General features: G+C 57.7%; 15 protein-coding genes and 1 pseudogene. 4 read left to right on the top strand and 12 right to left on the bottom strand.

Going from position 1 to position 14,428, the window contains the following annotated elements; translation table 11 throughout:
- From glyA to AC2FNU_RS19980, 5 genes and pseudogenes are all read right to left on the bottom strand, one after another.
- A pseudogene (gene glyA, locus AC2FNU_RS20000) lies at positions 1–156 on the bottom strand (serine hydroxymethyltransferase); the annotation flags it as partial.
- A gap of 78 nt (positions 157–234) precedes the next feature.
- Complete coding sequence (locus AC2FNU_RS19995) at positions 235–1,206, bottom strand: 2-hydroxyacid dehydrogenase (protein WP_496791804.1); 972 nt, start codon at positions 1,204–1,206, stop codon at positions 235–237.
- Positions 1,206–2,093 (bottom strand): succinate--CoA ligase subunit alpha, encoded by an 888-nt coding sequence (gene sucD, locus AC2FNU_RS19990; protein WP_496791803.1) that lies wholly within the window; start codon positions 2,091–2,093, stop codon positions 1,206–1,208. Before sucD ends, AC2FNU_RS19995 begins: the two co-directional genes overlap by 1 nt.
- Positions 2,093–3,289 carry a malate--CoA ligase subunit beta gene (locus AC2FNU_RS19985; RefSeq protein WP_496791802.1) on the bottom strand — a complete coding sequence of 399 codons (1,197 nt, stop codon included), beginning with the start codon at positions 3,287–3,289 and terminating at the stop codon, positions 2,093–2,095. The genes sucD and AC2FNU_RS19985 overlap by 1 nt, the downstream gene beginning before the upstream one ends.
- 16 nt (positions 3,290–3,305) lie before the next feature.
- On the bottom strand, positions 3,306–4,547 hold the full coding sequence (locus AC2FNU_RS19980) for a pyridoxal-phosphate-dependent aminotransferase family protein (RefSeq protein ID WP_496791801.1): 1,242 nt from the start codon (positions 4,545–4,547) through the stop codon (positions 3,306–3,308).
- Between the two features lie 219 nt (positions 4,548–4,766).
- On the opposite strand from AC2FNU_RS19980, the gene AC2FNU_RS19975 reads away from it, so the two are divergent.
- Positions 4,767–5,396: a response regulator transcription factor gene (locus AC2FNU_RS19975; protein WP_496791800.1), complete on the top strand. Its 630-nt coding sequence runs from the start codon at positions 4,767–4,769 to the stop codon at positions 5,394–5,396.
- A gap of 115 nt (positions 5,397–5,511) precedes the next feature.
- The gene (locus AC2FNU_RS19970) at positions 5,512–6,357 is read left to right on the top strand and encodes a TauD/TfdA dioxygenase family protein (RefSeq protein WP_496791799.1); all 846 of its coding nucleotides are present in this window, start codon (positions 5,512–5,514) and stop codon (positions 6,355–6,357) included.
- On the opposite strand, the gene AC2FNU_RS19965 is transcribed toward AC2FNU_RS19970, so the two are convergent.
- Positions 6,354–7,622, bottom strand: coding sequence for a cytochrome-c peroxidase (locus tag AC2FNU_RS19965; RefSeq protein ID WP_496791806.1), 1,269 nt, complete (start codon positions 7,620–7,622; stop codon positions 6,354–6,356). The two genes, AC2FNU_RS19970 and AC2FNU_RS19965, sit on opposite strands and share 4 nt — an antisense overlap.
- A 15-nt stretch (positions 7,623–7,637) precedes the next feature.
- On the opposite strand from AC2FNU_RS19965, the gene AC2FNU_RS19960 reads away from it, so the two are divergent.
- Complete coding sequence (locus tag AC2FNU_RS19960) at positions 7,638–8,108, top strand: tetratricopeptide repeat protein (protein ID WP_496791798.1); 471 nt, start codon at positions 7,638–7,640, stop codon at positions 8,106–8,108.
- Between the two features lie 31 nt (positions 8,109–8,139).
- On the opposite strand, the gene AC2FNU_RS19955 is transcribed toward AC2FNU_RS19960, so the two are convergent.
- Genes AC2FNU_RS19955 through AC2FNU_RS19930 form a run of 6 tightly spaced genes read right to left on the bottom strand, consistent with a single transcriptional unit; the run spans position 8,140 to position 13,716 of the window.
- Positions 8,140–9,201, bottom strand: coding sequence for a TRAP transporter substrate-binding protein (locus AC2FNU_RS19955; RefSeq protein WP_496791796.1), 1,062 nt, complete (start codon positions 9,199–9,201; stop codon positions 8,140–8,142).
- Positions 9,202–9,225: 24 nt separating this feature from the next.
- Entirely contained in the window at positions 9,226–10,515 is a 1,290-nt protein-coding gene (locus AC2FNU_RS19950; RefSeq protein WP_170337175.1) for a TRAP transporter large permease, read from the bottom strand.
- Complete coding sequence (locus AC2FNU_RS19945; protein ID WP_496791795.1) at positions 10,516–11,103, bottom strand: TRAP transporter small permease; 588 nt, start codon at positions 11,101–11,103, stop codon at positions 10,516–10,518. It abuts the gene before it with no gap.
- Between the two features lie 53 nt (positions 11,104–11,156).
- On the bottom strand, positions 11,157–11,672 hold the full coding sequence (locus tag AC2FNU_RS19940) for a flavin reductase family protein (protein ID WP_496791793.1): 516 nt from the start codon (positions 11,670–11,672) through the stop codon (positions 11,157–11,159).
- Positions 11,672–12,562, bottom strand: a complete 891-nt coding sequence (locus AC2FNU_RS19935; RefSeq protein ID WP_496791792.1) for an aldo/keto reductase — start codon at positions 12,560–12,562, stop codon at positions 11,672–11,674. The genes AC2FNU_RS19940 and AC2FNU_RS19935 overlap by 1 nt, the downstream gene beginning before the upstream one ends.
- A complete protein-coding gene (locus AC2FNU_RS19930; RefSeq protein WP_496791790.1) occupies positions 12,562–13,716 on the bottom strand; it encodes an LLM class flavin-dependent oxidoreductase in 1,155 nt (384 codons plus the stop codon). The genes AC2FNU_RS19935 and AC2FNU_RS19930 overlap by 1 nt, the downstream gene beginning before the upstream one ends.
- 107 nt (positions 13,717–13,823) lie before the next feature.
- On the opposite strand from AC2FNU_RS19930, the gene AC2FNU_RS19925 reads away from it, so the two are divergent.
- A partial coding sequence (locus tag AC2FNU_RS19925; protein WP_496791805.1) for a GntR family transcriptional regulator occupies positions 13,824–14,428 on the top strand: 605 nt, incomplete at its 3' end.

Raw genomic sequence — 14,428 nt, 5'->3', positions numbered from 1 at the left:
TTCCATCACGGCGGCAGAGACGATGTTCTCGGATGCGATCAGTTCGATCTCGTCGCGCTGACGACCCAGCTCGGACGTGATCGAGCCAAAAAGCTCAGGATCACGGTCCGATAGGGACTGGGTAAAAAATCCGTCTGTACGGTGCGGCGCATTCACGGGGCAATTCTCCTGTGGGAAGGGGTCGATGCAGTCCTCAGGGCGGCATCGACAAATTCGATTGGTATGTTTGGTGGGTCAGATCACCCGATCGCGTGGCTCCCGGCCTTCAAAGAAGTCACTCAGGTTATCCAAAACCCGGAACCCCATCGCCTCGCGTGCCTCGCGCGTGGCGCTGCCCAGATGCGGCAACATCACAAGGTTGTCGCATTGCAGAAGATCCGCACAGATGCGGGGTTCGCCGTCAAACACATCCAGTGCTGCACCGCCGATCATGTCGAACATCAGCGATTGAACCAGCGCCCGTTCGTCGATGACTTCACCACGCGCCGTATTGATCAGGAACGCGTCGGGTTTCATCAGGTCCAGCCTGCGCGCATTGATCATGTGGCGGTTCGCAGCCCCGCCGGGGCAATGAAGTGAGACGAAATCGCATTGCGGCAACAACTCATCAATCGACCCAACCTGAGTAGCATTGCACCCAGCCAATACAGCCGGGTCCACCGGGCTGCGGTTATAGACCAGCACGTCCATGCCAAAGCCATGATGCGCGCGGCGGGCCATTTCCTGACCGATGCGCCCATAGCCGATGATGCCAAGCGTCTTACCGCTGACCTTCGTCCCCACCAGATGCGTGGGCCGCCACCCGGTCCAGTTACCGGAACGCAGTTCGCGTTCACCCTCACCCGCCCGACGCGCCACCATCAGCAGCAGGGTCATGGCGATATCTGCTGTGCATTCGGAGAGAACATCGGGCGTGTTCGTCACGGTCATACCCAGCTCGCGGGCGGACGGCTCACAGATATGGCTGTAGCCCACTCCATAATTGGCGAGGATTTTGGTCTGCGCGCCTGGAACGTCCAGTGCTTCGGCGCTTAGCTTATCCGTTACAGTCGGCAGTACTGCGTCATAGGATTTCAACGCCTGCCGGATTTCGGCCGGCGACATGGGTTTATCCCCGGTGTTCAGCACAGTGTCATAGTCCTCGGCCAACTGCGCCTCGACGGCAGCAGGCCAGCGGCGGGTCACAAGAACCGAAGGTTTGACCATCACGCAGCCTCCATCACACGCGCAATTGTTTCACCAATCACGGCAGGATTTTCCGCCACGGTCACACCAGCGGCAGACAGGATTTCGACCTTCTCGCTGGCGCTTTCGCCAAAGGCCGAAATGATCGCACCTGCATGGCCCATGGTCCGCCCTTTCGGAGCAGTCAGGCCCGCAACATAGGCAATCACCGGTTTGGTGATGTGGTCGCGGATATACTCTGCCGCTTCGGCTTCCTGCGGGCCGCCAATCTCACCAATCATGGCGATGACATGGGTGTCTTCGTCCTCTTCAAACCGCTGGAGGATGTCCTTGAACGAAGACCCGTTGATCGGGTCGCCCCCGATCCCGACGCTAGTCGAGACGCCAATCCCGCGCTCTTTCAACTGGGCTGCGGCTTCGTAGCCGAGTGTCCCTGAACGGCCAATGATCCCGACATGTCCGGGCAGGTAAATATGACCCGGCATGATACCCAGCAACGCTTTGCCCGGCGAAATTGTGCCCGCGCAGTTCGGACCGGTCAGAACCATGCGCTTTTCCTTGGGATAGCGGTACATATACCGTTTCACCCGGATCATGTCCTGCGCAGGAATACCGTCGGTGATGCAAACGCAGTAGCGGATACCTGCATCCGCTGCTTCCATGATCGAATCCGCAGCAAACGGAGGAGGAACGAAAACAAGGCTGGCATCCGCGCCGGTCGCCTCAACAGCTTGTTTGACGGTGTCAAAAACCGGAACACCTTCGACGGTTTCGCCACCCTTGCCGGGAACGACGCCGCCCACGACATTCGTGCCGTATTTCAGCATGTCCTTGGTGTGAAACCGCGCCATCCGGCCCGTGATGCCCTGTACGATGACACGCGAGTCGCGATCGAGAAGAATGCTCATTACACAGCCCTCATCTTGGTGCCTTGAGTAAGGTCGTTTTTCCATGCGCCCACGGCGCGTTCTGCTGCTTCCATCAGTGTTGTGGCGCGGATGATCGGAAGGCCGGACTTGGCAAGGATCTTCTGACCTTCTTCGACATTGGTTCCGGCCAGCCGAACCACCACTGGAAGGTCGATATCCAGTTCTTTCAACGCTTGAACGACGCCCTCTGCCACCCAATCGCAGCGGTTGATGCCTGCAAAAATATTGACGAGGATGGCCTGAACATTGGTGTCCGACAGAACCAGCCGGAATGCCTTGGCAACCCGCTCTGGCGAAGCCCCGCCGCCGATATCAAGGAAGTTGGCGGGCTCACCACCGGCCAGCTTGATCGTGTCCATGGTGGCCATGGCCAGACCGGCACCGTTCACGATGCAACCGATGTTTCCGTCCAAACCGACGTAAGACAGCCCCCGGTCCGCCGCGCGACTTTCGCGCGGGTCTTCCTGGCTTTTGTCACGCAGTTCGGCGATCTGCGGGTGACGGAACAACGCGTTGTCGTCAAAGCTCATCTTCGCATCCAGCGCCAGCACGCGGTCGTCACCGGTGATAACCAGCGGATTGATCTCGACCATGGTGGCATCCAAGTCGCTGAACGCGGCGTAGCACCCCTGCAGTGTGCGCACCATCTGCTGGATCAGCTTGGGTTCAAGACCAAGCTTGAACGCAATTTCACGCGCCTGGAATTCCTGAAGCCCAACAGCCGGTTCCACAATGGATCGCACGATGCTGTCCGGACGGTCGGCCGAGATATCCTCGATTTCCATCCCACCCTCTGACGAGGCGACGATCATCACCCGCTGGCTGGACCGGTCCAGAACAAATCCCAGATAAATCTCGCGATCAATCGGCACGGCGGCTTCGACGTAAACACGGTAGATGCCTTTGCCTTCCGGCCCGGTTTGATGCGTGACCAGCTTGCGACCGAACAAGTCATCGCAGGCCTGATAAATCTCGTTTTCAGTGTTGCACAGTTTGACCCCTCCGGCCTTGCCGCGCCCACCGGCATGGACTTGCGCCTTGACGATCCATTTGTCACCGCCCAGCTCGCGCGCCCGATAGGCCGCCTGCTCTGGGCTGTAGGCAAGCGCGCCCGCAGGGACGTCGACACCAAAATTGGAAAGGATTTCCTTCGCTTGGTATTCGTGGATATCCATTTTGTTCCGCTCCTGTTTATGCAGCGATTGATGTGCCGTAACGGCTTTCCAGCAAAGCCTCGATTGCGTCCTGATCGACCTCTCCGCCCAGTTCGCGCAGAGCTTCGGCGAACAGACGTACGATCCGGCTGACCGAGTCCCGGTTCAACTGATTGAGAATGCCGATCCGGACCTGTACCGGCGCGCTGAGTGTCGGCCAGATACCAAATCCCCGTGCGCGGCAGTTCTGGACCAGCTCCATCTCACGCCCCGCCAGTTCCGGCGGCAAGTTCAGAACAACAAGGCTGGGCATGTCCGATGTTACTTCGCAGCCCATTTCGATCACCGCATCGCGCAGAACCTTCTCGTGTGTGCGGTAGGCCAAGGCCCGCTTTGCCAGACTTTCTTGCAGGGTCAGACGCAGGGCTTCGTGGAACGCTGCAACGGCGTATCCCGAATGCGTCCGGTGATAGGTGCCTTTTTCTACGTCCTGCCCATCGACAATGCCCCAATGGCGCGCTTCAAAGATCGGGTTGTGAACATAGGAATACGCGCCTGACGCCTTGAGGCTTTCGATGTAGGCATCCGTAAAGCTGACCGGCGCGTAGGTCAGCGGCAGGCAGCACAGACCTTTTTGCGGGCAAGACGCCCATCCGGCGATCCCGGGATAGTCATCAATCGAAAAGTCATCGGCACCCAGCGACGATACCGCATCGATCAGACCCATGACACCATTGCGTTCACAGGCGTCCGAAAAGCCGCGCAGATCGTTGACGCGCCCCGACCCGGTTTCCCAATGCGCCATGAACGCCCATTTGGGCTTGTGCTCAGCCAAAGCTGCGTCAACCAGTTCACCTGTCACCGGCTGTCCATGCGGAACCTCGATCACAGTGACACTGGCGGCTTGCGGGTCAAGCGGGTTGGATGCGTGTTCTTGAGGTGTAGCCGCCTTGATCCGCAGGGTCAGAGCGTCGATACCCGAGAATGTCCCGTTGGCAAACGCCACAACCTTATCACCTGGCATGACGGCGGAAAACATCGCGTCCAAAGCGCTCCAACCAGTGCCTGCGACCGCAAAAGTATACGTGTTGGACGTGCCCCAGATCTTTCGCAGCATGTGCTTACATTCGATCATGCCCCGCAGAACATCACCCTGCATGTGATCCGCCACACCGGCGCTGCTGAAAGCGCGCAGGACACGGGCGTCAGTGTTGCCAGGACCGGGACCCGCGGCCAAAGTCTCTGGGATCTCAAGAGGAGGGAAAATCTGAAAAGTCATCGTCTGTCATCCTCGGCGTTGGTCGGGCACTTGGACCCGTCGTGTTTCGTTGCCGGACAGAAAACGCCGCCTTGCGCAATGACGCAACGTAACTTACTACTGCTTTAGGATGACCAAAAGGGTGGGAAAGTTCCCACCCAAATTGGTAAAAATACCAAGGTATACTGAATTTGCACCTACCCATTTGGGTGGGAAACTGCGAAAGTTGGGTGAAAACAGATGATTGGCGCGCCAAGTACCCCTATTGATGTCATGCTGGCAGACGGCAATCCGCTGGTTCTGTCTGCTATGTCGGAAATCTTTGAACGCGACCCGCGATTCTCGTTGGTGGCGACGTCAGCCACCGCCGAAGGGTTCCTGGGAACTGTCATGCGGGTTCCGGTTCAGGTCGGGGTGGTCGACTGGAACCTCCCTGTGCTCGGAGCAGCAAAGCTGATCGAGGTTCTCCGAGAACAGGCCAATGCACCCCGGTTTGTGGTGTATGGGGATGTCACCAGCGAAACGCCGCGGCTGGCCATGCAAGCCGGGGCCGCCGGTTTTGCGGCGCGATCCGGCGAGGTCGAAGGCTTGCTTGAAACCTGCGCCGATGTGGCGGCTGGCAAAATGGTCTTTCCATTCATTGACGTTCGGAAAATGCAACAGGACCCAATCCAAAGCCTGTCCCGCAAAGAACGCACCATTCTTGAAGCCTTGGCCCAAGGCATGTCCAATCGGGACTTGTCAAAAGAGCTTCAGATTTCGACAAACACCGTCAAATTTCACCTGTCCAATATTTATGACAAGCTGGCCGTGAAAAACAGAACTCAGGCCATTGCATATTACTATTCGTCCAGATCCACACTGGACTAGGACCATGGTCCGATGCCTAATGTCCAGAATCCGCGGCCACGAATTGCTAGCTAATTCCGTTTCGCCAATGCGCAATCGTCCTTTATCCTGATCTTGAAAATGCAGGAGCACCCCGATGGACATCACACCCCTCACCGGCGGCTTGGGCGCTGAAATCTACGGTGCCGATATTCGAGACAGCGGGCAATTCCCTGATATCCACCAAGCCTTTGCCAAGTATTCCGTTATCGTCTTAAGGGGTCAAACTGCCACCCCTGAAGACCATCTGAGTTTTGCTCGCAGCTTTGGCGCGATCAATGTCAATCGTTTCTTCAAACCGGTTGATGGCTATCCCGAGATTGCGACGGTCCTGAAAGAAAAGGACCAGAAAGAAGCGGTCGGTGAAGGGTGGCACACCGATCATTCCTATGACGAAGCGCCAGCCATGGGTTCAATCCTGCATGCGATTGAGATGCCGCCCTATGGAGGAGACACGCTGTTTGTGTCTATGGCAGCCGCGTATGAGGCACTCTCGGCCCCAATGCGTCAGTTTCTAGACGGGCTGACTGCTGTGCATTCTTCACGTCACGTCTTTGGTGCCGCCATACAAGACAGCGAAGCCGCCAAGAGCGGTCGATTGGGCAACGCAGACGCCGCAACACAAGATGCGCACCATCCCATTGTCATCACACATCCACTCAGCGGGCGGCGTGGTCTTTTTGTGAATCCTGTCTTCACAACGCATATCGAAAGGCTCAGCAAAGACGAGTCTAATGCAATTCTTGCGATGCTGTACGAGCACTGCAAACAACCCGAGTTCCAATGCCGCGTGCGCTGGCGCGCGGGCGACATAACGATGTGGGACAACAGGGCCACATGGCACAAGGCAATCAATGACTATCACGGCTTTCGACGCCTGATGCACCGGGTCACGGTTGAAGGCGTGGCTTTGTCGAACCCAGCTGAAAACAAGAATAGCTAAGGAACAAATCCACTGGGCACACCAAAAATCGGTGCATCCACGCTGGAACCTGTCAAAGCGTCCATAAATGCGATCAGACTCTGGATTTCCACATCCGTGAGTTCAATCGGATCAATGTCGGTTTTGCTGCGTTGGCGTTCCATTTCCAGTCGATCATCCCAAACCAGAAAGTCAGCATCGTGCAACCACGGAACCTCGGGCAACCCGGCCATTTGGGGCGTCCAGGCATCAAAACTTGCCTGCGGGTTCAGATGATGGCGGATGATGCTTTCAAGATCGGGGAACGCCCCGTTGTGACCGTAAGGGGCTGTCAAAGCAACATTGCGCAGCATGGGGGTGCGAAACCTGTAGGCATCTTCCAACCGATTGCTTTCACCCATACGACCGACGTCGCGCGCATACGGATCCCATTGACGGGTTCGGCCCGGACCAAAAGGCGGAATGGCCAAAGCGTGGAATTCCTGATCGGACATCAACGGTCCCGCGTGGCACGCGGAACAGTTTGCCTTACCATAGAACAGATCCATCCCGTCTTTTTGAACGGTTGATAACGCATTCATGTCCCCAGCCAGATAGCGATCGAATGGGCTGTCGGTGCTCCTCCATTCGATGGCCATGAAAGCGGCCAAAGCGTTGGCAACTTGGGTGATTGTGATGTCTTCCGTGGTTTCAATCTCATCAAATGCCGCAACGATTGCCGGTCCGTAATTAGGATCCGTTCTTACGCGTTTGGCAAGGATCGGCCACCCTTTGTCGATCCGGTCGTGGACGGCCCCGGTGACCTGGTTTTCGGCCACGTTACCAGCCATTTCGAACTGCGAGGTCAGCGGAAAAAGCGCTTGCGCCGCGAGCAGTGAGTTCAAGCCTTCCGGCAACCATTCCTGCGCGGGTGAGTTGAACCCGTTGCCGTAGACGTCCGAGATGCTCAGTCGGCCATCGTGAAACACCGTGTGGATCTCTTTCGCACCGAGGTTCCAAAGCCCTGGCGAGTTTCTGGGAATGCGTTTACGGATCCTGTCTGCGTCGATGCCGGGTGTGCGGTCAGGCCCCAAACCCTGTCCGCCTTCTCCGATACCCAGTGACACCCCATCCGAGGTGCCGAAATCCGGGTGGTGGCAATGGGCGCAGGATATGTTCCGATTGCCCGACAGGATCGGATCGTAAAACAGTTGATGACCGATGGCGGCCTGTTCCATATCAAAAGGCAGGAAATCATCATCTGTAAGAGGGCGCGGCACATCCTGTGCAGCCGCGGCCCCGGCCAAGAGGAACACAACCCCATGCGCCAGTTTGTATTTGCCCTTTGCCTGCTTGCGACCCCGGCGCTTGCCGAACTGGAACAGGCGCGCGATCTGATGGAGGCCGGAAAGTTCGAGGCCGCGCGCGAGGAGCTGCTGCCAGCCGCCCGCTCGGGCAATGCCGAGGCCGAGGAGCTGATCGGCGTGATGTACGGGCTGGGCCTGGGCGTCGAACGGGACTATGAGCGCGCGTTCGAATGGTATCTGCGCGCCTCGATGAAGGGGCATCCGGGGGCCCAGTCGGGGGTTGGCTGGTATTATGAGCTGGGTCTTGGGATGCCCGCGCCTGATCTGGTCAGGGCTTACATGTGGTACACACTCAGCGCCATTGGCGGCGATCCCGATGCGGCGATCAGCCTTGAGGAAGTGGTAAAGAAAATGTCGCCGGAGCAGATCGAAAGAGCGCATGTTCTGGTGAACGACTACAAAGGGTGGATGTACCCGTTTCGATAAGGGCCGGGCCTTAAGGGCCCGACCCGGACGCTTAGTTCAGATCCGCATCGCGCGACGCGTTCACATCGGCCTCAGCCGCAGCGACCGCTTCGGTCAGCGCAACAAAAATCTCGTCTCCACGCGCGACATTGGACTGGAACCAGTCATAGACCGGCGTTGCGGCCTCTTTGAACGCAGCCTTCTGGTCAGGTGTCAGCACATAGAGATCACCGCCACCGGCGACAAAATCCTCATAGGCTTGGATCGACTTGCGCTTGGGCGAAGCAAAGGTGGCCTGTTGCAGCGCATAGAAGCCATCGACAACGACACGGCGCATGTCCTCGGGCATTTCCTGGAACTTGGCGTTGTTCATCCACCACAGCGCGCCCATGTAAGCATGCCCGTCCAGCGTGACATATTGCAGACCCGCATCTGGGAATTTCATGCCCATGATGTCGGTGATGCCGTTCTTTGAGCCTTCAACCACTCCGGTCTGGAAGCTGGTGAACAGTTCCGGCCACGGGATCGGGGTGGGCGATGCGCCCAGCGCTTTGACCAATTCCTGCGGCAGGTCGGCGACCACGGTGCGGATTTTCAAACCTTCCATGTCGGCAGGTTCCGCAATGCGGCGCTGCGTGTTGGCGAAGTTGCGCCAGCCTCCGGTGTTGCCGATGGTCATCAAACGGATCGCACCGCCCGAGTCCTCAAGCGCCATGTCGCGCATGGTGCGGGTGAAATCACCGGAAAGAACGTGTTCGGCAATCCGGTCGTCAGCCATCAAGTAGGGCAGATCCAGAACCTGCACGTATGGGAAAATGCCCGACGCACCGCCAGAAGTTGAGATGTAGATGTCGATGGTCCCATCCGCGACGCCCTGCAGGCATTCCGCGCCGTTCGAACACAGTTGGGTACCGATGAACAATTCGACCTCAATCGCGCCGTTCGAGGCGGCTTCGACATAGTTCTTGAAGACGATCAGGCCGTCATAGTCCTCATCGTTTTCGTTCGAATTGGCGGTCGCGCGCAGTGTGTAGTCGGCGGCCGTTGCCGCGATGGCAGACGCAGCCACCAGCGATGTGGCCACCGCTGCGGTTTTGATGAAGTCTCTGAGCATGCGTTTCCTCCCTATGGAACTCAGTTAGTTGGCAAATCCCGTTATCCTCGGGATCGTCATGGATAGTGCGGGGATATAGGTGATTAGGAAAATCACGATGATTTCGACCGCCAGGAACGGCAGGATTGCCTTGGCGATGGTTTCAACCCGTTCGCGGGACACGGCGGCGGCCACAAACAGGACCAGCCCCATTGGAGGGGTGGCGAGGCCGACAGTCAGGTTAACGCTCATGATGATGGCGAAGTGGATCGGGTCCACGCCGAGGCTGGTGAAGATCGGGCCAAGGATGGGCCCGAGGATGATGATCGCAGGGCCTGCATCCAAAAACATGCCGACGATGAACAGCAACAGGTTGATCAGAAACAGCAGGATCAGCGGGTTTTCCGACAGGCTCAGGATCAGCGAAGCCAGTTGTTCCGGCGCGTGGCTGAGGCTGACCACCGTCTTGAACGCCATCGCCGCGCCAACCAGCAGCAAAACGACCGCCGAGGTCATGCCAGCGTTGCTGAGCACCTCGGGCACTTCTTTCCACGTCAGCGTCCGCAGGACGAAGAAACCGATGATAAAGGCATAGCCCACGGCAACGGCGGCGGCCTCGGTTGGGGTGAAGATGCCACCCAGAATACCGCCCAGTATGATCACCGGGGTCATCAATGGAAAGAAGGCTTTCAGGCTGGCCTGACGGCGTTCAGGCCAAGTGTATTTTCGGCTGGCAACCGGAAAGTCGTACTTGTCAGCCATCAGTTTGATCATCAGCATCAGACCAACGCCCACCATCACGCCCGGCACGATACCCGCGAGGAACAGGGCAGCCACGCTTTCGCCCATCACATAAGCGTAGATGATCATGATGCCCGAAGGTGGAATGATCGGCCCGATCACTGAACTGGCTGCGGTGATCGCGGCGGCAAATTTGCGGGTATAGCCCTGTTTCTCCATGGCCGGGATCAACATCGATCCAAGCGCCGAGGTATCCGCCACCGCGGACCCCGAGAGGCCCGCGAAGAGGATCGAACTCAGCACATTCACATGCGCCAGACCGCCACGCAGATGGCCCATAAGCGCCTGTGAAAACTCGACAAGGCGGATTGTGATGCCGCCTCGGTTCATGAGTTCTCCGGCCAGCATGAAGAACGGGATCGCCATCAGCGGGAAACTGTCCATGCCATTGTAGACATTGCGATAGAGCAGCGTGATGTCGTTGGTCTGACCGTTCAGCCACAGCAGGATACCGGGCGCGGCCAGAAGGGCGAAAAAGACCGGCAGGCCGATCAGTAGAAAAATCAGGAATGTGGGCAGGAACCAGATCAGCATTTATTCGGCCCCCACTGCCGCATCAGGAATTTCGGGCAACAGGTGACCTCCGCCCAGCAGAGTGATGAAGGATCGCAGGATCAGTTCGATATTCACCGAGATCAGAAGGACGATCCCGACCAACAGCGAGGCCATCATCCAACTGCGCGGAATGCGATACCATTCGTCGAACCCAAAAGATGTGGGCAGGTACAGCGCGGCGGTTGCGAACCTACCGCCAAAGCCAGTCACTTCGGACCAACCGATATTGACTGCAACCAGCAGCACCGCGAGCGAGATCAACAAAAGGAACAGGTTGAGCGTCTGACCGATAAAGCGCGGCAAGAAGCGCTCCAGCATGTCGATGGCCACAAAACCCCCGCGCCGAAACGCTGTAGGTGCCATCAGTCCGGTCATCCAGAGCATGCAAAACCGCGCGGCCTCATCCGGCCAGGGCAGAGCATTGCCCAGAACGTATCTGAAAAAAACCTGGATCAGGATTGCAATGACCATGAGAGCAATCGCAACGATGCCGACCGCACGGCCCAGACGCAGCACGGTTTCGTTCACGAATGCTATCGGCGCAAGCACCGATGCCAGTCCGCCCATGCGGATCCTCCCTTGTTCAGCCGCAGGTATGTCCCACGGTCGTCAGATCGCGCCTAGTGCTGCGCGAATTGGCCGAGTTTCCCGGCATAAAAGGTCAGCGCGTCTCCATCCGCCATGCTAACCTTAAGAACTTTTCCCACCACAATAACGTGATCGCCCGCATCGTGATATGCGTGTTGTTCGCATTCGAACCGTGCCAGACAATCCGACAGTAACGGCGTGCCGTTTTCGCAGCGCTCATGGTCGATGTCGCGGAGGGCAAAAGCATCTTTCGAACAGCCAAAGCACAGCTCGGCCTGTTCCGAGGACAGCACATGGACGCTGAAATGGCGGGCTTTGTGAAAATAGGGGAAGCGACGCGAGTTGCGATCACCCGCCCACATGATCAAAGGCGGGTCCAGCGACAGCGACGAAAAGCTGTTTGCGGTGATGCAAACGGGGCCATCCGCGCTGTCACAGGTGACAATGGTGACGCCGGTGGCAAAGCGCCCGAACGCGTCGCGCAAGGTGCGGGTGTCGTCCTTATGCGGAACGAAGGTATGGGTCATGTCCTTTGAGATTGCGTTCATCAAGGCACCTCATGCCCCAGCGCCGCCTCGTAAAGGCGGTACCAGGTTTCGCGATCCAGTTTGACTTTCAACGCGTCCGAGGCGCGCTTGATCCGATCCAGATTGTTGGTGCCCAGAACCGGCAGGATGTTGGCCGGATGTGCCAGCAGGAACGCCACGGCAACGGCGGCGCGATCCACTCCGAACTCGGCTGCGATTTCATCGGCCACAACGCCGACCGGAGGGTTTCCGGCCATCAACAGGCCCCCACCCAGAGGCGACCACGCCATCAGCGGATGGCCGTGTTGCTGGTGAAACGCCAAATCGCCATTGGTAAAAGGGCTGATCTCACCCAAAGAAATCTCGATCTGGTTGGTGACCAGCTGCGTCTTCATCGCCGATTGCAGCAGCGACCAGTCCCAGGGGCGGAAGTTCGATACACCCACAGCGCCCACCTTACCGCTGGCAACAGCCTCGTCCAGCGCAGCACCAGTTTCATTGTGGTCCATCAATGGATCAGGGCGGTGGATCAACAGCAGGTCGATATGGTCAATGGCCATTTCTGTCAGCGAGGTATCGACCGACTTCAGAATATGGGCGCGCGAAGTGTCGTAGTATTTCACCTTCGCATCCGCGTAACGGCCCACCGGTGCGATGATGTCACATTTGGTGACGATCTCCATCTTCTGGCGCAAGCTCGGGTTGGCGCGCAAGGCATTGCCCAGAACAGCTTCGGCTGCGTAACCACCATAAATGTCGGCCTGATCAAAGGTGGTGATGCCCTGATCCAAGCAAGCCTGAATCTTGGCTACCACATGCCCTGTGGACGTGTCGCTGTCATCGCCCAGCCGCCACATGCCATAGACAAGGCGGCTCATTTCCAGCGTTGCGGATAGTTTCACACGTTGCATCAGCGGCGTTCTCCGTTACCCAGTGGGGTTGCTGGGGTCGTTGCTGGTACGCGCCCGTAAGCTTCGGGCAGCGAGCAGGTTTTCAAGTTAGGCAACACCCGAGAACCAAAATGCTTGGCCTCATCCATGTGCGGGTAGCCCGAGAAGATGAAAGCGCGGATGCCCATCTTCTGGTATTCCTCGATCTTGGACATAACCTGATCAGTCGATCCGACCAGAGCCGCCCCGCAGCCAGAGCGCGCGCGCCCGACCCCAGTCCACAGACCGGGTTCGACATAGCCATATTCATCTGCCAGATCGCGGTTCTTGGCCTGATGTGCCACACCCAGCGAAGTCGCGTCCAGCGCCCGTTCACGGATGGCGCGACCGTATTCGTCATCCAGTTTCGAGACGATGTAATCCGCGTATTCCTGCGCCTCAGCCTCGGTATCGCGGACGATCATGTGGACGCGCAGACCGTAATCCAGCGTTCGGTTGTAATTCTCGGCAACTGCGTGCACGGCTTTCATCCGTTCGGCCAATTGGTCCTTGGTTTCAGGCCACATCAGGTAGACGTCGCAATGTTCACCGCACAAGTCCAATGCCGAAGGTGAATACCCACCAAAATACAACAGCGGGCCGCCGGTCTGATAGGGTTTTGCAGGATCGGTCGTCAGACCCGAGAAATTATACACCTCGCCCGCGTGGTTGATCTCATCCTGCGTCCAGGCCTGTTTCAAAATCTCGACCACTTCGCGCGATCGCTGATAACGGAATGCACTATCGGCTTTCTCACCGGGGAAGTCGGATGAAATGATGTTGACGGTCAGCCGACCCTTCAGCATGTGATCCAGCGTCGCGATGGTGCGGGCCAGCATTATGGGCTGCATTTCACCGCAGCGTACGGCGGCCAACATGTTGATCCTGTCGGTGATCGGTGCGCAGCCAGCGACAAAACTCAGCGTGTCCTGACCAACCTGATACGAAGATGGACACAGGATGTTGCGAAATCCCTGTGCTTCGGCCTCTTTCACGATACCCGAGCAATGCTCCCAACTGGATCGAAGATCGCCGTCCGGCACACCCAGAAACTGATAATCGTCCGAGCAGAGCGCTGCAAACCACGATACTTCAGCAGCGTCCAGATCAGGGGATGTGATGGGGACGATAGTCATCTGAGTCGGTCTCCGCGCGGCGCTTGCTTTTTCTCTTGCGTAGCAATCGCTTTGATGTAGATCAATAGTGTATCAATTTTTCCCGCGACCAAGTGAAGCGACTGACTGTGCCCTCTGCCAATCGAAATCCGAACGCACTTCCGGTTTACATCCAGATTGCGGAACTGCTGATCCGCGATGTCGCGGCCGGGCGGCTGATGGACGGAGAGCGCCTGCCTCCCGAACGCGAGATGGCGGCGGATTTGAATGTCTCGGTCGGAACACTGCGAAAATCGCTCGCCGAGCTTGAAAAAAAGGGGATGCTGGAACGTATCCAGGGTTCAGGAAACTACATCCGCGAAACGGGCACGCAGAACAGCGTCTATGCAATGTTCCGGCTTGAACTGCCCGAAGGCGGCGGCCTGCCACGCGCCGATATCCTGTCGGTTGATCACCTGAATAAACCATCCGACCTGCCCCAATTTGGCAAGTCGAACCGTGGATCGCGCGTGCGCCGGATGCGCTACTTGAATGACACAATCATAGCCGTCGAAGAAATCTGGCTGGACGAATCAGCAGGTTTGATCGACCGGACCCTCTTGTCCGACTCTCTTTACCGCTACTATCAACGCCAATTGGGATTTTGGATCATTCGGGCCGAAGACAGGGTCTCGGTCCAATCGCTTCCCGATTGGACGCCCGAAAGCTTCACCAAACCAGCTGGCCAAACAGT

Source organism: Ruegeria sp. BHSB064 (genome assembly GCF_059613205.1).
Note: the sequence above shows the minus strand (reverse complement) of the source record. Positions and strands in the feature narration are given on the sequence as shown.

Coding starts and splice junctions, on each gene's coding strand:
- AC2FNU_RS19955 (WP_496791796.1), bottom strand. CDS start 9,201: ATGCTCAGAGACTTCATCAAAACCGCAGCGGTGGCCACATCGCTGGTG.
- AC2FNU_RS19980 (WP_496791801.1), bottom strand. CDS start 4,547: ATGACTTTTCAGATTTTCCCTCCTCTTGAGATCCCAGAGACTTTGGCC.
- AC2FNU_RS19995 (WP_496791804.1), bottom strand. CDS start 1,206: ATGGTCAAACCTTCGGTTCTTGTGACCCGCCGCTGGCCTGCTGCCGTC.
- AC2FNU_RS19960 (WP_496791798.1), top strand. CDS start 7,638: ATGCGCCAGTTTGTATTTGCCCTTTGCCTGCTTGCGACCCCGGCGCTT.
- AC2FNU_RS19970 (WP_496791799.1), top strand. CDS start 5,512: ATGGACATCACACCCCTCACCGGCGGCTTGGGCGCTGAAATCTACGGT.
- AC2FNU_RS19935 (WP_496791792.1), bottom strand. CDS start 12,562: ATGCAACGTGTGAAACTATCCGCAACGCTGGAAATGAGCCGCCTTGTC.
- sucD (WP_496791803.1), bottom strand. CDS start 2,093: ATGAGCATTCTTCTCGATCGCGACTCGCGTGTCATCGTACAGGGCATC.
- AC2FNU_RS19940 (WP_496791793.1), bottom strand. CDS start 11,672: ATGAACGCAATCTCAAAGGACATGACCCATACCTTCGTTCCGCATAAG.
- AC2FNU_RS19985 (WP_496791802.1), bottom strand. CDS start 3,289: ATGGATATCCACGAATACCAAGCGAAGGAAATCCTTTCCAATTTTGGT.
- AC2FNU_RS19975 (WP_496791800.1), top strand. CDS start 4,767: ATGATTGGCGCGCCAAGTACCCCTATTGATGTCATGCTGGCAGACGGC.
- AC2FNU_RS19950 (WP_170337175.1), bottom strand. CDS start 10,515: ATGCTGATCTGGTTCCTGCCCACATTCCTGATTTTTCTACTGATCGGC.
- AC2FNU_RS19930 (WP_496791790.1), bottom strand. CDS start 13,716: ATGACTATCGTCCCCATCACATCCCCTGATCTGGACGCTGCTGAAGTA.
- AC2FNU_RS19945 (WP_496791795.1), bottom strand. CDS start 11,103: ATGGGCGGACTGGCATCGGTGCTTGCGCCGATAGCATTCGTGAACGAA.